General features: G+C 39.5%; 20 protein-coding genes and 2 pseudogenes. 13 read left to right on the top strand and 9 right to left on the bottom strand.

Annotated elements, in window-relative coordinates:
• Nucleotides 1-55: 55 nt before the first annotated feature.
• Nucleotides 56-397: a carboxymuconolactone decarboxylase family protein gene (locus F896_RS00620; RefSeq protein ID WP_016165172.1), complete on the bottom strand. Its 342-nt coding sequence runs from the start codon at nucleotides 395-397 to the stop codon at nucleotides 56-58.
• A gap of 41 nt (nucleotides 398-438) precedes the next feature.
• Nucleotides 439-1,209: an SDR family NAD(P)-dependent oxidoreductase gene (locus F896_RS00615; RefSeq protein WP_016165173.1), complete on the bottom strand. Its 771-nt coding sequence runs from the start codon at nucleotides 1,207-1,209 to the stop codon at nucleotides 439-441.
• A gap of 140 nt (nucleotides 1,210-1,349) precedes the next feature.
• Here F896_RS00615 and gcvA point away from each other — a divergent pair, with 140 nt between their 5' ends.
• Entirely contained in the window at nucleotides 1,350-2,261 is a 912-nt protein-coding gene (gene gcvA, locus F896_RS00610; RefSeq protein WP_016165174.1) for a transcriptional regulator GcvA, read from the top strand.
• Here the strand turns inward: gcvA and F896_RS00605 are convergent.
• On the bottom strand, nucleotides 2,256-3,239 hold the full coding sequence (locus tag F896_RS00605) for a sigma-54 interaction domain-containing protein (RefSeq protein ID WP_016165175.1): 984 nt from the start codon (nucleotides 3,237-3,239) through the stop codon (nucleotides 2,256-2,258). The genes gcvA and F896_RS00605 overlap by 6 nt on opposite strands.
• Before the next feature lie 183 nt (nucleotides 3,240-3,422).
• Here F896_RS00605 and F896_RS00600 point away from each other — a divergent pair, with 183 nt between their 5' ends.
• The 7 genes from F896_RS00600 (at nucleotide 3,423) to F896_RS00575 (ending at nucleotide 9,920) form a co-directional block, all read left to right on the top strand.
• Nucleotides 3,423-4,106 carry an MBL fold metallo-hydrolase gene (locus F896_RS00600; RefSeq protein WP_016165176.1) on the top strand — a complete coding sequence of 228 codons (684 nt, stop codon included), beginning with the start codon at nucleotides 3,423-3,425 and terminating at the stop codon, nucleotides 4,104-4,106.
• A 12-nt stretch (nucleotides 4,107-4,118) separates the two neighbouring features.
• Entirely contained in the window at nucleotides 4,119-5,783 is a 1,665-nt protein-coding gene (locus tag F896_RS00595) for a bifunctional protein tyrosine phosphatase family protein/NAD(P)/FAD-dependent oxidoreductase (protein ID WP_016165177.1), read from the top strand.
• Nucleotides 5,784-5,886: 103 nt separating this feature from the next.
• Nucleotides 5,887-6,669, top strand: a complete 783-nt coding sequence (locus tag F896_RS00590) for a sulfite exporter TauE/SafE family protein (RefSeq protein ID WP_016165178.1) — start codon at nucleotides 5,887-5,889, stop codon at nucleotides 6,667-6,669.
• Nucleotides 6,670-6,682: 13 nt separating this feature from the next.
• On the top strand, nucleotides 6,683-8,116 hold the full coding sequence (locus tag F896_RS00585) for a cytochrome ubiquinol oxidase subunit I (RefSeq protein ID WP_016165179.1): 1,434 nt from the start codon (nucleotides 6,683-6,685) through the stop codon (nucleotides 8,114-8,116).
• On the top strand, nucleotides 8,113-9,114 hold the full coding sequence (cydB, locus tag F896_RS00580) for a cytochrome d ubiquinol oxidase subunit II (RefSeq protein WP_016165180.1): 1,002 nt from the start codon (nucleotides 8,113-8,115) through the stop codon (nucleotides 9,112-9,114). Before F896_RS00585 ends, cydB begins: the two co-directional genes overlap by 4 nt.
• A 12-nt stretch (nucleotides 9,115-9,126) precedes the next feature.
• Nucleotides 9,127-9,234, top strand: coding sequence for a hypothetical protein (locus tag F896_RS20945; protein ID WP_016165181.1), 108 nt, complete (start codon nucleotides 9,127-9,129; stop codon nucleotides 9,232-9,234).
• Between the two features lie 62 nt (nucleotides 9,235-9,296).
• On the top strand, nucleotides 9,297-9,920 hold the full coding sequence (locus F896_RS00575; protein WP_016165182.1) for a class I SAM-dependent methyltransferase: 624 nt from the start codon (nucleotides 9,297-9,299) through the stop codon (nucleotides 9,918-9,920).
• Here the strand turns inward: F896_RS00575 and F896_RS00570 are convergent.
• Together F896_RS00570 and F896_RS00565 are read right to left on the bottom strand one after the other, a co-directional pair.
• Nucleotides 9,917-11,287: an ATP-binding protein gene (locus F896_RS00570; RefSeq protein WP_016165183.1), complete on the bottom strand. Its 1,371-nt coding sequence runs from the start codon at nucleotides 11,285-11,287 to the stop codon at nucleotides 9,917-9,919. The two genes, F896_RS00575 and F896_RS00570, sit on opposite strands and share 4 nt — an antisense overlap.
• Nucleotides 11,284-11,955, bottom strand: coding sequence for a response regulator (locus F896_RS00565; RefSeq protein WP_016165184.1), 672 nt, complete (start codon nucleotides 11,953-11,955; stop codon nucleotides 11,284-11,286). The genes F896_RS00570 and F896_RS00565 overlap by 4 nt, the downstream gene beginning before the upstream one ends.
• Nucleotides 11,956-12,064: 109 nt before the next feature.
• Between F896_RS00565 and dsbD the strand changes: the two genes are divergently transcribed.
• From dsbD to dsbG, 3 genes are read left to right on the top strand one after another with little or no spacing between them, the layout of a single operon-like run.
• A complete protein-coding gene (gene dsbD / locus F896_RS00560; RefSeq protein WP_016165185.1) occupies nucleotides 12,065-13,951 on the top strand; it encodes a protein-disulfide reductase DsbD in 1,887 nt (628 codons plus the stop codon).
• On the top strand, nucleotides 13,948-14,784 hold the full coding sequence (locus F896_RS00555) for a TlpA disulfide reductase family protein (RefSeq protein ID WP_016165186.1): 837 nt from the start codon (nucleotides 13,948-13,950) through the stop codon (nucleotides 14,782-14,784). Before dsbD ends, F896_RS00555 begins: the two co-directional genes overlap by 4 nt.
• 12 nt (nucleotides 14,785-14,796) lie before the next feature.
• Nucleotides 14,797-15,543 carry a thiol:disulfide interchange protein DsbG gene (gene dsbG / locus F896_RS00550; RefSeq protein ID WP_016165187.1) on the top strand — a complete coding sequence of 249 codons (747 nt, stop codon included), beginning with the start codon at nucleotides 14,797-14,799 and terminating at the stop codon, nucleotides 15,541-15,543.
• Between the two features lie 116 nt (nucleotides 15,544-15,659).
• On the opposite strand, the pseudogene F896_RS00545 reads toward dsbG, so the two are convergent.
• Together F896_RS00545 and F896_RS00540 are read right to left on the bottom strand one after the other, a co-directional pair.
• Nucleotides 15,660-16,679, bottom strand: a pseudogene (locus F896_RS00545) (hypothetical protein); the annotation flags it as partial.
• 41 nt (nucleotides 16,680-16,720) lie between these two features.
• Nucleotides 16,721-17,886 (bottom strand): IS3-like element ISAba21 family transposase gene (locus tag F896_RS00540; protein WP_085940850.1). Its coding sequence is split into 2 segments (ribosomal slippage): nucleotides 16,721-17,628 and nucleotides 17,628-17,886, totalling 1,167 coding nucleotides; the frame shifts between segments, so codons are not numbered across the junction.
• Nucleotides 17,887-17,950: 64 nt separating this feature from the next.
• Between F896_RS00540 and F896_RS0120185 the strand changes: the two are divergent.
• A pseudogene (locus F896_RS0120185) lies at nucleotides 17,951-18,151 on the top strand (ISNCY family transposase); the annotation flags it as partial.
• A gap of 82 nt (nucleotides 18,152-18,233) precedes the next feature.
• On the opposite strand, the gene F896_RS00530 reads toward F896_RS0120185, so the two are convergent.
• Both F896_RS00530 and F896_RS00525 read right to left on the bottom strand, forming a co-directional pair.
• Nucleotides 18,234-18,527, bottom strand: coding sequence for a type II toxin-antitoxin system RelE family toxin (locus F896_RS00530; RefSeq protein WP_000221358.1), 294 nt, complete (start codon nucleotides 18,525-18,527; stop codon nucleotides 18,234-18,236).
• A complete protein-coding gene (locus F896_RS00525; protein WP_000246755.1) occupies nucleotides 18,517-18,762 on the bottom strand; it encodes a type II toxin-antitoxin system RelB/DinJ family antitoxin in 246 nt (81 codons plus the stop codon). Before F896_RS00525 ends, F896_RS00530 begins: the two co-directional genes overlap by 11 nt.
• A gap of 158 nt (nucleotides 18,763-18,920) precedes the next feature.
• Here F896_RS00525 and F896_RS00520 point away from each other — a divergent pair, with 158 nt between their 5' ends.
• Nucleotides 18,921-19,292, top strand: a complete 372-nt coding sequence (locus tag F896_RS00520) for a hypothetical protein (RefSeq protein WP_016165189.1) — start codon at nucleotides 18,921-18,923, stop codon at nucleotides 19,290-19,292.
• Nucleotides 19,293-19,348 lie beyond the last annotated feature (56 nt).

Consider the following 19,348-nt stretch of genomic DNA (forward strand, 5'->3'; position numbering starts at 1 on the left):
AGGCAAATATCCTATTGACCTGATGCAGATCAATAGGAGGAAGAATTTAAAAATGTTATTGCTGACTTACGCTATCTACTGCTTCTAAAACACGGGCTGAATAAGTCAGGGCAGCACCAGCATTTAATGCAATTGCCACAGAAAGAGCTTCTGCAATTTCTTCACGGCTCACACCTAGTTCAATCGCTTTTTTAGAATGAACGGCAATACATGCATCACAACGTGTCGTTACAGCGACTGCCAGAGCAATCAATTCATGGGTTTTGGCATCCAGTTTTCCCATCTTGCCAATACTTGGCTCAAGTGAACCAATGGCTTTCATTACATCTGGCGCAAGTTGAGCATATTCACCCACACGTTGTAATAAAGAATCACGATAATTATTCCAGTCTTGCATATTAAATCTCACTTAGCTAAAAGGTTAAAAATAGGTATAAATTAATGACCAGCCATTACACCACCATCAACAGGTAGAATGGTTCCTGTAATCCATGCTGCATTTGTTGAGGCAAGGAATAAAATCGCTTCTGCAACATCGGCAGGCTGACCGTTACGACCTAATGGATGGAACGAGTTAAAAGATGGAAGTGCTTCTTTCACTTGATCATCTGTCATAAAGGTGTTGTACACAGGTGTTTCAACTACAGCAGGAGCAACGGTATTAATACGGATATTCACCTCTGCAAGTTCAATTGCTAAGTTATGAGTTAATGCATGTACACCAGCATTCGCAGCAGAATAGGCAGAAGATGGCGTTGCTTTAACTGCCTGTAATGCCCATAACGAACCTGTTTGAACAATTGCACCGCCACCACGTAACTGCATGGCTTTTGCGGCAGCCTGAGCCATGAAAAACTTGCCTTTTAAGATGATGTCTAGAAATCCGTCATATTCAGATTCAGAGACTTCCAGAAATGGTTTAGGCGCAAAAATGCCAGCATTGTTAATCAGGATATCAACCCCACCAAATTCTGCGGTGGTGAAATCAACAAGTTGTTGTGAAGTTATTGGGGATGCAATGTCCGCAGCAAAATAACGGATATGCTCACCTGTGGCATCAATATCCTGAGCAGCCTGTTTTAACTTATCTTCATTACGTCCAGTAATGACAACATTTGCACCTTCTTTCACTAAGCGAGTGGCAACCTCTTTACCAATACCTGAACCACCACCTGTTACAATCGCTACTTTCAAAGAAAATCTATTCATGACTATGCCATCCTCTATCAATTTTGAGTTTTTCCCTGACATATCTATTCTGTATGTCATTTGCATGGATTGATTTTATGATTCATGTCCTATATAAACAAATGAGATAATCTTGTGATGATTAATAGAAAATCTTTAGAATGAAAACTCCTGTATATCTCAACGCATTAAGAGCTTTTGAGGCTAGTGCCAGACATCAAAGTTTTTCGGCTGCTGCTGATGAACTAAATGTTACCCCTGCGGCAGTAGGACAACTGGTTAAAAGTCTAGAAGATTATCTCGGCATGACCTTGTTTCAGCGGAGTACAGGAGGTAAAGCCAGACTGGTAGCAACTGAAGCGGCATTGTTGGCATTACCTGATATTCGTGCAGGATTCGACAGGCTGATATTTGGACTGGAAAAATTACAGGCTCAAACCTCAACAGGGGTTTTAACTGTTGCCATCAGTCCTGCTTTTGCAGCGAAATGGCTGTTACCAAGAATTGATACTTTTCAACAAGCTTATCCTGAGATTGATATTCGACTGGATACCAATTTAAAGCCTGTGGATTTTGGACGTCATGGTATTGATATTGCAGTGCGATATGGACAAGGCAACTGGTCAGGATTGGTTGCAGAGAAGTTAATGGATGAGGAGGTATTTCCTGTTTGTTCGCCTGCGTTTTATCAGAAGTATCAGCTACAATTACAAGATCCTAAGAGTTTATTAAATCTACCATTAATCCATGATTTAACAATGGATGCCCATTCAGGGTTTACGACTTGGGATACATGGTTACAGTACAATCAGATTAGTGATGAACCGACCCAACGAGGTTTAAAAATCAATAATTCGGCTGCGGTTTTACAGGCAGCCATAGACGGACATGGCGTGGCATTGGCCAGAAGTGTCATGGCAGCAGATGATTTAAAAACGGGGCGATTGATACGATTATATCCTGATATGCAATGTTCATCTGTATTGGCGTATTACATGGTGTATCGGGAAGAATGTCAGAATATGCCGAAACTGGTGGCATTTAAGACATGGCTGACGGAAGCACAACTATAAATTAAACAACTTTCGATAACGCCATAATGTAGTTCGGCTGATATTAAGGGCTTGAGCTGTTAAAGCGAAGTCATATTGATATTTGACTAACATCTTTTGCACTGTATCTTTGTTTAGCTTTCCCTTTTGTGGTGATGGCTCTAATGAATTGATGCATTCACTGTGGTATTGGGTATGACTGATTTCATCGGGTAAATCCATGACTTCAATATGAGATTGACCATTTGCCATCGTCAGTGCATAGAGCAGCGTATTTTTAAGTTCTCGTACATTGCCAGGCCAGTCATAATTTATCAATACTTCGATTGCCTGTTGTGTAAGTCTAGGTGTGGTGTTTAAACTTTCCTGTTGTTCTTTTAAAATTGCTTCGGCAATGAGGGGAATATCCTGTTTACGCTCACGTAAAGGCGGTATAAAAATAGGAATCACCCGTAAGCGATAGAGTAAATCCTGTCGAAAATGCCCCAGTCGAGCTTCTTCTCTCAATGCCCGATGGGTTGCAGTAATAATACGCGCATCAGATTTAATGGATTTTTCCCCACCCATTGGAGTAAATTCACCTGTTTCCAGAATACGCAATAACTTGGCTTGTAATTCCAGTGGAATTTCGGCAATTTCATCCAAAAATAATGTGCCACCTGCTGCACGTTCAAATACGCCTTTATGTTCTCTAATTGCCCCTGTAAATGCCCCTTTAACATGTCCAAACAGTTCACTCTCCAGAATATTGGCATTGAGTGCAGCACAGTTAATGGCAATAAAAACCTCATTCTTACGCTGACTGTAATGGTGAATGGCTTGGGCAACCAACTCTTTACCGCTACCAGATTCTCCACGAACCAAAACAGGAAATTCAGTCACCGCTACTTTTTCAATAATTGAATACATATGCCGCATTTCTTTGGAGCAACTATGAAATTTTTGACTTAATTCGAGTTGTATAGGGCTGCATTCGATTTCTTGTGGCTGATGTTTCATATGTTATTTCAGTTGTTGCAACATTTGAAACAAATTATGAAACAAAAATAAGTTGTTTGAAATACCAAAATAAATAAAACGAATATATTTAATTGATTTTACTGTATATAAAATTAAAAGATAAAATTGGCATTGTATTTGCAAAATTAGAATATAAGTTGATTTGATTCGAGAAAAATACCTATGATATTTCATCAATTCTTTGAACAGGAAAGTTCGACCTATACCTATTTACTCGCCTGTGAGGATACACAGCAAGCGATATTGATTGACCCTGTGGCTTCCGAGATTGGGCATTATGCCAAGCTCTTGGCAGCAAAGAACTTAACTCTGGCATATAGCTTAGATACCCATGTTCATGCTGACCATGTGACGGCTGCCAATCAGTTAAGGGAAAAATTCGGTTGTAAAACGGTGTTGCATCGCAATTCTGGTGTGGCGTGTGGTGATATTTTTATCACTGATAAAAGTGCAATTCGGATTGGCGATATTTTAGTTGAAGCCCGTTATACCCCTGGGCATACCAATGCCTGTACCAGTTATGTGGTCGAGGGTATGGTATTTACAGGTGATGCTTTACTGATAGATGGCTGTGGTCGTACTGATTTTCAGGAGGGTAATGCTGCAACCTTATATGACAGTATTCATCAACAAATTTTTTCTTTGCCCGATGAAACTATTGTTTACCCAGGCCATGATTACAAAGGCAGACTGTCTTCAACAGTTGGACAGGAACGTTTACATAATGCACGTTTGGGCAATGGACGAAGCAAACAGGAGTTTATCGACATTATGCAGAATCTGAATTTACCTTATCCAAAGAAAATTGATATTGCTTTACCTGCCAATAAAGCCTGTGGCAAATAAGGAGATCATGTCATGCAACTTAAACAGGTCAATACTGAGTTTCTAGTTTCGGAACAGATTACCGCACAGGATATGACAACGCTTGCAGAACAAGGCATAAAAACCATTATATGTAATCGTCCTGATGGTGAGGGGGCAGACCAGCCCAATATCATCGAAATTCAACAGGCTGCAACACAACATGGCATAACCGTTGAATATTTGCCTGTCACCAGTGGTCAGGTTACGGATGAGCAGGCACAGGCATTTAGAATGATGTATCAAAATGCCGAAAAACCGTTATTGGCATTTTGCCGCACAGGTACACGCTCAATTACGCTCTGGGCATTATCACAAGGACGTGAGCAGAATCTTGAACAGACTTTACTCACTGCAAAAACGTTGGGTTATGATTTACAGGGTATTGTTCCTCGTGTGTTAAAACAGGCAAATCCACAAAGTAGTACCAAATATACGGTGGTGATTGTCGGTGCAGGAGCAGCAGGAATTTCCGTTGCTGCAAGCCTATTATCACGTCAGGCTGATTTGGATATTGCCATCATTGACCCTGCCGATATTCATTATTATCAACCTGGTTGGACGATGGTGGGCGGTGGTATTTTTCCACCAGCAAAAACTGCCCGTCAGATGCGTGATTTAATTCCGCAAAAAGTCAAATGGATTCAGCAAGCTGTTGCTGCTTTTGACCCAGAAAATAAACAGGTCATTTTAGAGGGCTGTAAACCACTAAGTTACGAAGCTCTGGTCATTTGTCCAGGTCTAAAACTGAATTGGCATGGCATAGAGGGGCTGGTAGAAACACTCGGAAAAAATGGAGTGACTTCCAATTACCGTTATGACCTTGCTCCTTATACATGGCAGCTTGTACAGAATTTAAAAAAAGGCAAAGCAGTATTTACCCAGCCACCAATGCCAATTAAATGTGCTGGTGCACCACAAAAAGCCATGTACTTATCAGCAGATCACTGGAAAAAACAGGGGTTGCTGAAAGATATTCAGATAGATTTTTTTAATACAGGTGCGGTGTTATTTGGTGTGGCGGCTTATGTGCCTGCATTGATGGAATATGTTGAACAATACGGTATCAATTTAAATTTTAATCATCAGCTCATCAAGGTCGATGGTCAGCAAAAACGAGCTTGGTTTCAGGTTGTGGTAGGTGAGAGTAAGTCAATCATCGCAACGGATTTTGATATGTTGCATGTTGTACCCCCACAGCAAGCCCCCGATTTTATTCGTGCCAGTTCTTTAGTAGATGCAGCAGGTTGGCTTGATGTCAATCAACATACCTTACAACATGCCAATCCAAAATATCCTAATATTTTTGCTTTGGGTGATGTGATGAATGCTCCCAATGCCAAAACTGCCGCAGCTGCACGTAAACAGGCTCCAATCGTTGCAGTTAATGTCCTGCAATATCTTAAAGGCAGTGAACAATTTGCTCATTATGATGGTTATGGTTCATGCCCACTCACTGTAGAACGGGGCAAAATTGTACTGGCTGAGTTTGGCTATGGCGGCAAGCTGCTACCAAGTTTTCCAAAATGGTTCTTAGATGGTGAACAACCCTCTCGTATGGCATGGCTACTCAAAGAGCAGATTCTACCACCTATATATTGGGATGGTATGCTCAAAGGGCATGAATGGCTAGTTAAACCGAAGCTCACAAGAAAATAAATTAAATTATATATCAAATACCTATCTTTTTATAGGAGATGGGTTTAGGGCTTTTTTGACTTTAAAAAATGATTCGATATGAGATAAAAGGCGGGTTCAAGATATGTTTTTACTCATTATTGAGGGTTTAGTTATTGGTTGCTTGCTTGGCTTGACAGGAGCTGGTGGTGGCATTTTGGCGGTACCTGCATTGATGGCAAGTCAAGGCTGGACAGTGGCTCAAGCGGCACCTGTTGGTTTATTAGCAATTACCTTGTCTGCTTTTATTGGAACTGTTCAAGGCTTATTCAACAAGATTGTCCGTTATCGTGCAGCCATCTGGATTGCTTTAATCAGTATTCCATCGGCACGCTATGGTGTACACCTGTCTCATATTGTTGAACCACTCTGGCTAACACTGGCTTTCGCAGTGGTGATGCTGATTGTTGCTTATCGTATTTTCTTTAATAAAGTCAATGATTTTGAAAACCCACCTTGCAAGGTTAGCCCATCCACAGGACGTTTTATCTGGAATGTTAAAACTGCCTCAATACTGGGAGGACTCGGTGTAATAGCAGGTTTACTCACAGGTTTGTTGGGGGTTGGTGGTGGTTTTGTGATTGTGCCTGCACTACGCAAAATCACCAATCTGGACATGTACAGCATCGTTGCTACCTCATTGATGATTATTTTTTTAATCGGTGGTTTAAGTATCTCGATTCATGTGCTGGATGGGTTTCAGTACCCTCTTGAAGTCACACTTAGTTTTGTTTTGGCATGTATTGCTGGCATGTTAATAGGACGACGTATCATCACCCTGATTCCAGTTAAAACGGTACAAAAAATATTTGCAACGACTGTCACCGTTGTTGCTGCTTATTTAATTTTTTCCGCATTATCTGCTTGAGTAAGGAGGTCTTATGAATTTAGGGCTGACAGCTTTGGAACTGGCAAGAATACAGTTTGCTTTCACAGTTTCATTCCATATTATTTTTCCTGCTATTTCGATTGGTCTGGCAAGTTTTTTGGCGGTACTGGAATGGAAATGGTTGCGTACCCAAAACCCGATTTATCAGGATTTGTTTAAATTCTGGATAAAAATCTTTGCCTTGTCTTTTGGGATGGGCGTGGTGTCTGGTGTGGTGATGAGTTATCAATTTGGTACGAATTGGAGCGAATTTTCCTATTTTGCAGGCAGTATTACAGGACCTTTACTTTCCTATGAAGTATTGAGTGCATTTTTCCTTGAAGCTGGTTTCTTGGGGATTATGCTGTTTGGCTGGGGGCGTGTTAGTCCTCGCATGCACTTTTTTGCCACGTTAATGGTCGCAATTGGCACCTGTATTTCCATGTTCTGGATTCTATCCTCTAATAGCTGGATGCAGACGCCACAAGGCTTTAGCATTGAGAATGGCATTATTGTGCCACATGACTGGTTTGCAATTGTCTTTAATCCATCATTCCCATATCGCTTGGCACATATGGGTATTGCTGCATTTCTTGTGGCAGCATTATTGGTCACAGGTACAGCAGCATGGCACTTATTGAAAGGTCGTCGTGATGAACTGGTTAAAAAATCCTTTTCCATGGGATTGTGGCTGATTCTGATTTTAGCCCCGTTACAGGTGTTTATTGGTGATGCCCACGGTTTAAATACCTTAAAACATCAGCCTGCCAAAGTTGCAGCCATGGAGGGACATTGGGAAACTAATCATGAGGAAGGGATGCCACTTTATTTATTTGGACTGCCTGACATGCAGGAAGAACGTACCAAATATGCCATCGCTATTCCCAATTTAGGTAGTTTAATTCTGACTCATTCAATGGATGGAACTGTCACTGGATTAAAAGACTTTGCCCCTGAAGATCGTCCAAACTCAACCATTGTATTTTGGAGTTTCCGTATTATGGTGGGGCTTGGCATGTTAATGCTGCTGATGGCATTCGCCAGTGTCTGGCTTAGAAAAACAGGCAAACTCTATGAGCAAAAATGGTTTCATGGTTTTGCACTTATTATGACACCCTCTGGTTTTATTGCCTTACTGGCAGGTTGGTTTACCACCGAAGTTGGACGGCAGCCATGGATTGTCTATGGCATTATGCGAACCAAAGATGCGCTTTCTCCTGTATCAGCCGAGCAGGTGGGTTTAACCCTGATTATCTTTGTGGTGGTCTACTGCATTGTGTTTGGTGTGGGTATTTATTACATGCTCAAACTAATGCATAAGGGACCAAAGTTTATTCATAGTCAGGCAAGTGAAATAGGCGGTGTGGGACATTTTAAAACCCCGATGCGCCCACTCAGTGCCATCAATGAATCTCTTGATGAACAGGATAAAGGAGCATCATCATGATTGATTTATCTTTAATCTGGGTTGCCATTATTGGTTTGGGTGTACTGGTCTATGTGGTACTTGATGGATTTGATTTAGGTATTGGGATTCTCTTTCCTTTTGTCAAAGACCAACAGGAACGGGATGTGATGATGAATACTGTTGCCCCCGTCTGGGATGGTAATGAAACATGGATGGTACTCGGTGGGGCAGGATTATTTGCAGCTTTTCCCATGGTCTATTCAGCCGTCTTATCTGCACTGTATTTACCAATTATCCTCATGGTGATTGCCCTGATTTTTCGTGGGGTTGCCTTTGAGTTTCGTTTTAAGGCAAATCGTACCAAACATTTATGGGATAAGGCATTTATTGGTGGGTCGATACTTTCCAGTTTTTTACAGGGTGTGATTTTAGGTGCATATATTCAGGGCATCAAAATTATAGATGGTCGTTATGCTGGTGGTGGACTCGACTGGCTCACGCCATTTTCTTTATTTACAGGTGTGGGCGTGGTGGTGGGGTATGCTGCTTTGGGCTGTGGCTGGTTGATTTTAAAAACTGAATCTCAGTTGCAACAGCAACTTTATCAACTGATGCCTAAACTGGTGGTAGCATTATTGGTGATTTTTGCTGGGGTCAGTATCTACACGCCACTGGCACATCCTGTAATTGCTGAACGCTGGTTTAGCTTACCGCAACTGTTTTATTTTAGCCCTGTACCAATACTGGTTTTATTATTGAGTTTTCTGGTGATTCGTGCCTGTAAACAACGACATGAGTTTGCACCCTTGATGTATATGTTTGGTCTTGTCTTTTTAGCCTATACAGGTTTCCTGATTAGTCTGTTCCCCTACATTATTCCACCCTCAGTGACTATCTGGGATGCCGCAGCACCGTATCAAAGCCAGCTATTTTCGTTGATTGGTGCGTTAATTCTTATCCCAATTATCATTACCTATACTGCGATGTCCTATTGGGTATTTCGGGATAAAGTTAAAGTCGGTGATGGTTATCACTAAAGGAGTAAAGCCATGAAACTTTCTCAAACCCAATGGTTTATTGTGCTGTGGCTGGGTGGTTTTTTAAGTTTACTTATGATTGCAGGCTTTTTTAGGCTGTTACTTAAGTTGGCCTATTAAATAGTAAATTGCCAGAATAATAAGGTGCTGTCGATTTTATTTAGGAGTGATGGAGGTTTAAAGTGGAAAACAATTATTGGGAAAAGGTTTACCAATCCAAACAGGTAGATAAGGTAAGCTGGTATCAGCAGCAAGATTTAAAAAGACTAGCTCTAATTCAACATCATGTTGTTGATTTAAAATCAAATTTAATAGATGTGGGTAGTGGTGCATCATTACTTATCGACCAACTGATTGAAATAGGGTATAAAAATTTATATCTTCTGGATTTATCTGAAACAGCTTTAAATACAACTAAATATAGACTTAAGGAGAAAGAGCTGGATGCAGGTCATGTACAGTGGCAGGTTGCGGATATTTGTATAGCTCAGTTACCAACACAATTTTTTGATTTATGGCATGACCGTGCAGTATTTCATTTTATGGTGACAGAAACTCAACAACAGCAATATATAGATGTAATGCGTCATGCACTAAAGCCTAATGGTATGGTGATGATTTCTACCTTTGCTGAAGATGGTCCGACCCAATGTAGCGGTTTACCTGTAGAGCGTTATAGTGTGAATAAACTGGCGATGACATTGGGGCAAGATTTTCAGCTTATTCAGCATGATACTGAAATTCATTTAACGCCTTGGGGAACGGAACAAAAATTCCTAAATACTTTATGGCGTTTTCAAGGCTAATCAGAAATTGAAGAATAAATCCTGATTTTTAATCCTTGTGGTTGATTGTGCAAAAACTGCATTGAAAACCCATGTTTTTCCAGTAGTAATTTGACTAAAGATAATCCCAAACCATGCCCAGCATTTTGCGAAGATTTACGCCAGAATCGCTGTGTCAGTAAACCGAGTTCAGCATTGGTCAAACCATGACCTGTATCCGCAACCATTAAATCCCCCTTATCCATATATATTTGAATCGGGGTTATCGATTGTGCATGTAAGTAAGCATTCTCAATCAGGTTTTTAAGTACAATCGTTAAAGTAGCGTGAGGTAGATTGATTAAAGATAAACTTTCCCAGTCAATATTAAGATGTTTGGATATATCAGGATATTTTTGTTCAAGTTCAGCAATGACGTGTTGTAGGGTTTGGGCAATGTCTGTGGATTCGATTGAAGCATGTTGCGGTTGTATTTCAGTTTTGCTGAGTAATAATAGTTGTTCCAGTAACTGCTCATAACGCTGGATACTTGCTTCTGCCTGTTTGAGATTGAAGTCAATTTTACCTTGTGTTGGTTCAGTCTGGCTCAGCATAAGCTGGCTCAGTTGAACATGAGTCTTAATTGCGGTAAGTGGACCACGTAACTCATGGGCTGCAAAGGCACTAAAACTTTTTTCATTTTCCAGACTTTGATGCAGGTCATGGATAAGTTCCAGTAAACCATCAACAAAGGGTTGAATTTCTTTAGGGATATTCTGGGTTTTTAATTCCAGTAAATAGGTGGCCGCATCAGATAAATGCTGTTTCTTATGGCTTAGGTGTTGTGCAATCTGGTCTAAAGGTTGAAACTCAACCCGAATAATCCATAAAATTAAAAAAATACATAAAATCAATGTAATGATTAAAGGGATCAATACTGATTGTAAAATCTGTTTGAGCAAGGAATAACGTAATTGCAACCTTTCCGCAGCAACCACCTGTATCTGTCCTTTCTGCAAGACATAACTACGCCATTCCACTCCATTTTCTGACCAGGTACTCAGCCCTATTTTTCGTGTACTTAAACTTTCAGGTGAACCTTGTGTTTTGGCAATCACCTGATGGTTGGCTGAAATATTAGAACTGAATAATGAAACCTGACAGGCAATCAGATTTGGAGTGCCATGGTCTTGTTGTGTCGCATTCACTGTATTGGCAATCTCGTCTACAGGGAGCTGCTGAATTAAACGGGCGACCATATGAGCAGAAGCAGAAAGGCGTTCATCCAGTGTGTTTTGCAGGCGTTTTTCCAGTTCAAAATAAAGCCAGCAGAATACCAGTGACCACAAGATAACAAAGACCACCAGAATAGTGGAAACCAGTCGCCATTTTAAACTATAACTTTTCATGTGCTTTGCTCTGGCACTTTGAACATATAGCCCACACCCCGAACCGTCTGAATCATATCAGGATGAAGCTTTTGCCTGAGGTGATGGATATGCACATTCAATGCATTGCTTTCAATACTGTCCTGATAACCATAAATTTTATCAATCAATTGCTCTGTTTTTAACACTTGATTGGGATAAAGTATAAAGGCTTCCAGCAAACTATATTCCCGTCTGGATAATGTGAGGAGTTGTCCTTGATAATGCGCCTGTTGCGTGTCCTGATGAATCTCTAATTCACCAATATGCAGCACATTTGAGGAGTAACCACGATTTCGTCTTGCCAAAGCATGGACTCTGGCAATCAGTTCCTTTAAGTCAAAGGGCTTGGCCAGATAATCATCTGCCCCGATATTTAAGGCATCTACACATTGCTGGGTTTGATTACGTGCTGTAAGCACCAGAACAGGTACATGAATTTGATCTTTACGCCATGTATTTAACAAATCAAGACCATCCTGATCAGGCAAACCCAAATCCAGTAAACATAAATCAACCGCACTGTTGCGAATAAAATAATCCGCAGCTTTAGCAGTATCGACATGCTCAACTGAAACATTCAGGTAATCTAGTGCAGCAAGAATACTCTGGGCAATATAGGGATCATCTTCAACAAGTACGACAAACATGGTATTTCCTCATCTAGCCCACCTATTTTACAAACAAAAACAGCCCTTAATGTTCTGTTAATTTAGCGTCCCTGATAATGCTCTGAATGTTAAGTTTAGATAAGCTCGTATGTTGATTAAACCATTTATAGCGATTGTATTGGGCATAGCCACAACATCGATATATGCAAATCAGGATTTTTTGCCACCAGAACAGGCATTTAAATTTCAGGCAAGTTCTCTATCTGAAAAAACAGCCGAGTTAAAATGGGATATTGCCCCTCATTATTATTTATATCATGACCAGTTCAAGGTGAGTCTAGATCAGCAGAATCTGTCTTTAAACTTACCCAAAGGGCAGGAAAAGGATGATCCAACTTTTGGTGTAACCAATGTGCACTACAATCAGGTGCTGACCCAACTGGATGTAAAACCAAACAGCCAATATACAGTGAGTTGGCAGGGTTGCTCGGAAGATGGCCTATGTTATCCCGTACAACGTACCACAATCACGACTGATGCAGCAGGACTGCTTCCACAACAAAATTCAGAAACAAAGTTCTCTAATCTTGCAGCTTTAGTCACTCAGGAAAATACATCAAAAGTAGAAACAGAATCTGAAGAGCAAACTGTTCAGGAAAAATCGAATCCTGAAACTTCTTCGACCTTACAGGAGGATGAATCAGCCGTACCTCTTCATGATAAGGTACAAGAGCAGGCTGAAACTCAGCCACAAACAACATCATTGAGTGATGACTGGAACAATGATCAATTCTTTTTAAACCTTTTATCCAATCAAAGTGTCGTTTTTAACATTATCCTATTTTTAGGACTGGGTATTCTGCTTGCCTTTTTACCTTGCTCATTACCTTTGATTCCTATTCTTTCAGGCATTTTGGTGCAGCGTAATAAAGGCTATAAAGCTGCCATCATCGCATTGACCTTTGTACTGAGTATGGCATTGGTCTATGGACTTATGGGTATTGTGGTTTCACAAATTGGTTATGGTATTCAACGCTGGTTTCAAAATCCTGTATTCATTGGCTTATTTGCCCTGATGTTTATTGTATTTGCGTTGAACTTATTTGGTTTATATCAACTGTCCTTACCACAGGGTTTATTACAACGTTTAGACCAGATACAGCAACGCCAAAAAGGTGGAACACTGCTGGGTGCTGGCATCATGGGAGCAGTTTCGGCTTTGATTGTTGGTCCCTGTATGAGTGCACCATTGGCAGGGGCTTTGCTCTATGTCTCTCATCTTGAACATAGTTTACTTGGTGGATTCTACCTGTTCTTACTGGGTCTTGGGATTGGGATACCTTTATTTATCGCCAGTGTCTTTGGAGCTAAATATCTACCCAAACCTGGTTTATGGATGGATCGATTAAAGTTTAGTTTTGGCTTTATCATGCTGGCAATGGCGATATATTTTGCTCGTCCTTTATTGCCTTTAACTTTTTACTATGCAGGACTTGCCTTAATTCTGATTACAATGGCGGGATATTTACTGGGTATTTTACGCCATATTGTCCATATCCCTTATAAAGCTGCCATTCTGGTTTTGATCTGTGGCTGTGCTGTGAGTGGAATTTGGCATATCAATCAAGCGATTGCAAATGTCAAGACCACAGAAAGTGAGTCACTTCAATCGTGGATCATTGTTAAAAATCAACAGGAACTGAATCAGGCGTTAGCTGCACATGCTAAAGACCCTATTGTCATTGACGTCTATGCTGACTGGTGTGTTGCTTGTCAGCCTATCGAAAGAGATGTTTTACCAAGAACTGATGTTCAGGATGCATTGAAAAATGTGACTCGTATTAAACTGGATTTAACCCAGTATGAAGCTTCGCAAGACATCATTTTAAAACAGTGGCAGATTCTTGGTCCACCAACGGTATTGTTTCTTGCACCTAACCAGAAAGAGCAGCGTGATCTTCGTCTTACAGGAACTTATACCGCAGTACAACTAATTCAGAATATTCAAAAATTAAATAGGGAGAATCAACCTTGATTTCTTCCCAAGCATTGCATCTCGGTGTTTTTATACTCCCGTGGTCACTATTGATTTTACTGTCTGGATTTATTGGCGTATGGTTCATTGGGAAATATTTTAAGCAACGTCATCAATGGAGTGATTCAACCTGGAAGTGCTATAAGGATTCCTTATGGACTGCACTATGGATTGGCTTATTTGCCGCAAGACTTGTATTTGTGCTGATTCATGCTGATTTATATTTGGCTCATCCAATAGATATTCTTAAGGTTCAGGATAAAGGATTTAACCTTTATGCAGGCATCATTGCGGGTAGTGGCTGGTTTATCTGGAAAAATCGCTTATTAAAATTGCCTGCATTGGTAAGCAGTTTTCTATTGTTTATCACAATACAGTTTGTGGGAATCAATTTACTCAATCATTGGAATGCACAGCAACACTATCCAGATTTAGCATTTAACGATCCCAAACAGCAACCACAATCCCTGACTCAATTTATTGGTAAACCTACTGTCGTGAATTTATGGGCGAGTTGGTGTCCGCCTTGCCATCGTGAAATGCCTGTGTTGTATCAGGCACAGCAAGATTATCCAAATGTTCAATTTGTCATGCTTAACCAAGGTGAAACACCTGAAGCGATTGTGTCCTATCTACATCGTTATCAATTGAATTTTAACAATGTCTTGTTTGATCCTCATGGGGAAATGCCTCAACACATGAATATGTATGGCTTACCCAGTACCTTATTTTTTAATGCACAAGGACAACTTGTGGAACGTCATCTTGGTGAATTAAGCCAAGCCATGCTCAAGCAATACCTGCGAAAAATTACTTATCCATCAAATCAATAGAGGTGTAACCTGATGAACGCTCATTTAAAGTTAATGTCTGGCTTAATATTATCCCTGAGTGCCGCTCAGACATTTGCTGCTGTACCCACAATTAAGCAGCAACTGGAAAAAGAGGGCTTTAGCTTTGTAAAACAGATAGAAGCCCCCGCACAAATGACGGGTTGGGCAGGACATATGCAACAAAATCCTGCAACAGTCTTTATCTCCAATGACCAGAAATATTACATCATTGGTGACTTACATAATGCCAAAGGCGATAACCTGACTGTTGATGCCCTAAATAAGCATGTTAAACAATCCGTATTGGATGATGTCTGGAAAAGTTTGGGTAAATCCGCTTATATTCAGGACGGCAATGTTAATGCACCCCGTATTGTCTATGTATTCTCAGATCCAAACTGTCCATACTGTCATATGTTTTGGGAAAAAGCCCGTCCTTATGTAAAATCAGGAAAAGTCCAGTTACGTCATATTCAAGTGGCAGTGATTCGTCCAGAAAGTAGAGGACAGGCAGCAACATTACTTGCTGCTGCAAATCCAGCAAAGGTTTTTGAAGAATTTAATGCGACCAAAGGGAAGCAGAAGATAAAAGAAATGAAACCAATCCCAGCGAACATTGCCCAAAAAATTGAAAGTAATGAAGAAATGATGACCAAGTATGGTTTTTATGCTACACCTGCAATGATCTGGAAAAATAGTAAGGGGCAAATGGAAACTGCTTCTGGCGTACCAAAAGATTTGAAAGGAATTTTTCAATGATATATTTGAAAGATATGAGCCAAAATTAAATTTGGCTCATATCTAAGTTCTATATGACAAGAATCCTGTTTATACCTGATAATATTTTATAATCTACTTATAACTAATAAGTTAAATTATTTGCTTAATGCCTTAAAAAGATTCTTGAATTTATTTTTCCATTCATCAGGAGTTGCCCAAGAATGTTTGAGAGAAATAATTTGTTTAGTAAAATGTTCGCAATGGGCCATCCATTTTTTAATCCCTTTTGCACTTTCAAGTTCTATACATATTTTACTTATCTGTTCTCCAGTTAATCTGTAAGGAGTAATGATAAGGAAAGCGCAGAAAGCTTCATGGTTTCTATTTTTATGTATATCAATTAAATAGTAGTGATCAATTCTATCTTTGAGTTCTAGTTTTAGAAATAATAGTTGTCTTCCAAGCTTATCATCAATCCAAGACGGGTGATTAGGATTAGGAACAAGTTCTTTGATTTGCAATAGGTTGAAGCCTTCTATTCCCTCACCAAACTCATTAATAGCATAGACTTTTTGCAATGGAGAATCTTTCTCTAACGCTAATGCTTGAAGTGATTCAATAATATACGGAATGTCAAAACGTTCATCCCTTGTAGGCGGTTTATCTGTAGTTTCTGACTTTTTGATATTTGTTTTTTCATTTCCATGCGGTTCATCGGATGATGTCTCAACATCTTCGGATTTATCTGTATATGGTCGAATATAGGAATCAACTTCTACTGGATCGGTAGTAGGTTCATTAAATGAATACTTCAATATACCATTGGTGTTTCCTGATTCTACATCAGACCTTTTTCGGTATTCACCATTTACTTTTGATGGCGGTTTTTGGGTATTGATATGTTCATTCTTATTTTTGCTTTTTTCCCGAGGAATTGGGTTCTTTTCATCGTCTTTGGGGATAGTGTTAATGTGGTCTTGATTTACATCAATGGTATGGTCATCAATCGGGTCAACTTTTTTGAATCGAGTGATAAAGAACCGTGTTTTATTATCATCTAACCAAAGTCCTTCTACCTCAACTGATAGCTTTGTTGGATGGGGAGGAAATACAATTGGATATCTTTTACCATACTGGAGAGGATCAAAATCAGTAATTTCCATACTGTGTTGAATGATATGTGCTGAATTAGCAGGAGACTTTCACTTGGGATATGCTAGGCAGCTAACCGATAAAAGTTCTCTGCTATTTGATTTGGCGTTTTAAAATCCAAACTCTTTTGAATTCTTCGCTGATTATAAAATAACACAATGTATTTTGTAATATCTGCTTTAGCTTCATCTCTGGTTTTATAGTTGCAATGATGCACTAATTCATTCTTGAGTATGCCCCAGAAACTTTCAATCGGTGCATTATCGTAACAGTCCCCACGTTTGCTCATTGAACCTTGAAAATCACATTTTTCCAGTATCTTTCGATATTCATGGCTGCAATATTGGCTGCCTCTGTCCGAATGAACAATTAAGCCTTTCGTTGGTTTTTGATTACGAATCGCCATAGTCAGTGCATTGCAAACAAGTTGTGCGGTCATACGCTCATTTAAGCTATAGCCAACCACTTGTTTCGTGTACAGGTCTTTTACTGCTGCCAAGTATAACCAACCTTCAGCAGTCCAAATGTATGTAATATCGCTTGACCATGCAAGATTGGGCTTAGTCATTGAAAACTGTTGCTCTAGTAAATTTGCGTAGATCGCTCGATTATGATCACTCTTCGTAGTTCTTTTGAAACGCTTATGACGCTTACAATACAGCTGGTTGAGCTTTTTTATTTGACGTACAGCATACGTACTGATTTTGATACCTTGCGCTTGTAAATGCTTAGTTAATCGAATATAGCCATAGCTTTGTTTAGTTTCCTCATGAGCTATTTTGACCAAAATTGTCTGTTGATTTCGCTGAACCAATCTTTTATTCATGCCTCGTTTTAGCCAATCATAAAATCGTGACACTGAAACGTGAAGTAATCTAGCCATAAAGCTAATCGGGAATAAATGTCTTTGCTGTTTCATATAGGCGTACCTTACTGACTTTCTTTCGCAAAGTACGCTGCTGCCTTTTTTAGAAATTCACGTTCCATTTCAGCTGTTTTGAGCTGTTGTTTGAGCTTTTTATTTTCTTCGAGTAAGGCATTTAGATCAGGTGAATATTGTTTAGTGCCTGCTAAGGTGCCAGTCTTTGCTTTATTATTCCAATTTGAAAGAGTTTGCATTGAAATGCCAAGTTGTCTGGCTGTTTCCGATACATTGCCTTGATTGGCTTCAATCAATTTTATTGCTTCAACTTTAAATTCTGCGGTGTAAGTCTTCTGTTTCTTGCTCATGGTAAACTCCTGATGAGTGTCTATAGTTTACCAAGTTAAAACCTCCTGTTTTCTCAGCACACATCAACTGGCTGGACTGCAGCAGAATGAAGTGGTTGAGAATAAAAGATTAGGTTCGGTCCTGGCCCATATTCAACAGCAACATGAAGAGTTGGAAAAACAGAATAAACGTTCCCGAGCCAAGAAAAGTACGCCGAGTCGTAAAGCTCAGAAAGCTGTTATTGAACAAAGAAATTTAAATCCTGTTCTTGACTCTTGCTGTTAAAAACAGGACATTTTAAATGGTTTATCGCATAGACATTTTAATTGGTGAATAACACAAAAATGGGAGCTATAAGCTCCCATTTTTAGTCTTTAATTCGCTTTTTCGCTTCGTCATAAACTATGCTATCAGCTCGTTTTCCGACGGTAATGAGCAGGATAACTACCTGATCATCTTTAACTTGATAGACAAGTCGGACACCAGCTTTTAATAATTTGATTTTATAGCAACCTGCAAGATCGCCTCTAAGCATATTCTTTGGAATATGTGGCTGCTCTATGACTTTGGCTAGTTTCTTTTTAAATTGATCTCGTATAGCAACAGGGAGTTTTTCCCATTCTGCTGTAAAGTCCTTGTGACGTAAAAGCTTATAAGTCATCTAATGTGACTTCCTCAAACATCTCTTTAGGATCATTAATGCGCTTACGGACAAGAGCTAATAATTCTTCATCTTCTTCCGAAAGCAAAGCTTTTTTGACAGGCAGTTTCCCAGTCGTAGCAACATACTCAAGAATACTAGTGAAGAAATCCGTAGGTGCAATACCTTGCTCTTTAAGGATTGAATAAGATTTTTCTTTAAGGGCTTCATCGATCCTGAAGTTAACAGTAGCCATCATATTTCCCAAGTATTTAATGTACTAGGAACAGTGTAATGCAAATTGCATTACAAGTCGACTTTGCATAACAGCCATTATGTTAAATAGAATCAAAAAACCTCCAATAAAATCGTTATAGTATTATTGTTTATTGAGTAGATAAGAGAATTAAATTAGTGAAATACTCAAATGAAAAAATAGTAAAAGCTCTCTTACTTTCTCCTTTACCACTACTTTTTTTCACAGCAGTCCTGTTTATCGTAATGAATCAGGAATACAGCCTATACTCGATTTTAGTGGTTCTTGTAGGGCACGGTCTTGTCTACTTGGCTTATTGTATTTTGACTGTACCTTTCAGCTTCATATTCTCAATTCTTTTAAATCGTTATAACAGTCTTAATTTATTAACTATCTGTATTGCCTCTATAATTATTGCTACTCCATTTTTTATTCTTTTTGGATGGAGTCACACAGGAGAAATTTCGAAAGAGTGGTGGAAGATGTATACAGATACATGGACTATCTTTATGGCTCTATTTCCTGGCTGATGTGTGCTGAAAAAACAGGAGGTTTTAACTTGGTAAACTAAACACACTCATCAGGA

Origin of the sequence: Acinetobacter genomosp. 15BJ (assembly GCF_000400715.1) — a bacterium.
Taxonomy (GTDB): domain Bacteria; phylum Pseudomonadota; class Gammaproteobacteria; order Pseudomonadales; family Moraxellaceae; genus Acinetobacter.

Coding starts and splice junctions, on each gene's coding strand:
- F896_RS00620 (WP_016165172.1), bottom strand. CDS start 397: ATGCAAGACTGGAATAATTATCGTGATTCTTTATTACAACGTGTGGGT.
- F896_RS00615 (WP_016165173.1), bottom strand. CDS start 1,209: ATGAATAGATTTTCTTTGAAAGTAGCGATTGTAACAGGTGGTGGTTCA.
- gcvA (WP_016165174.1), top strand. CDS start 1,350: ATGAAAACTCCTGTATATCTCAACGCATTAAGAGCTTTTGAGGCTAGT.
- F896_RS00605 (WP_016165175.1), bottom strand. CDS start 3,239: ATGAAACATCAGCCACAAGAAATCGAATGCAGCCCTATACAACTCGAA.
- F896_RS00600 (WP_016165176.1), top strand. CDS start 3,423: ATGATATTTCATCAATTCTTTGAACAGGAAAGTTCGACCTATACCTAT.
- F896_RS00595 (WP_016165177.1), top strand. CDS start 4,119: ATGCAACTTAAACAGGTCAATACTGAGTTTCTAGTTTCGGAACAGATT.
- F896_RS00590 (WP_016165178.1), top strand. CDS start 5,887: ATGTTTTTACTCATTATTGAGGGTTTAGTTATTGGTTGCTTGCTTGGC.
- F896_RS00585 (WP_016165179.1), top strand. CDS start 6,683: ATGAATTTAGGGCTGACAGCTTTGGAACTGGCAAGAATACAGTTTGCT.
- cydB (WP_016165180.1), top strand. CDS start 8,113: ATGATTGATTTATCTTTAATCTGGGTTGCCATTATTGGTTTGGGTGTA.
- F896_RS20945 (WP_016165181.1), top strand. CDS start 9,127: ATGAAACTTTCTCAAACCCAATGGTTTATTGTGCTGTGGCTGGGTGGT.
- F896_RS00570 (WP_016165183.1), bottom strand. CDS start 11,287: ATGAAAAGTTATAGTTTAAAATGGCGACTGGTTTCCACTATTCTGGTG.
- F896_RS00565 (WP_016165184.1), bottom strand. CDS start 11,955: ATGTTTGTCGTACTTGTTGAAGATGATCCCTATATTGCCCAGAGTATT.
- dsbD (WP_016165185.1), top strand. CDS start 12,065: ATGTTGATTAAACCATTTATAGCGATTGTATTGGGCATAGCCACAACA.
- dsbG (WP_016165187.1), top strand. CDS start 14,797: ATGAACGCTCATTTAAAGTTAATGTCTGGCTTAATATTATCCCTGAGT.
- F896_RS00530 (WP_000221358.1), bottom strand. CDS start 18,527: ATGACTTATAAGCTTTTACGTCACAAGGACTTTACAGCAGAATGGGAA.
- F896_RS00525 (WP_000246755.1), bottom strand. CDS start 18,762: ATGGCTACTGTTAACTTCAGGATCGATGAAGCCCTTAAAGAAAAATCT.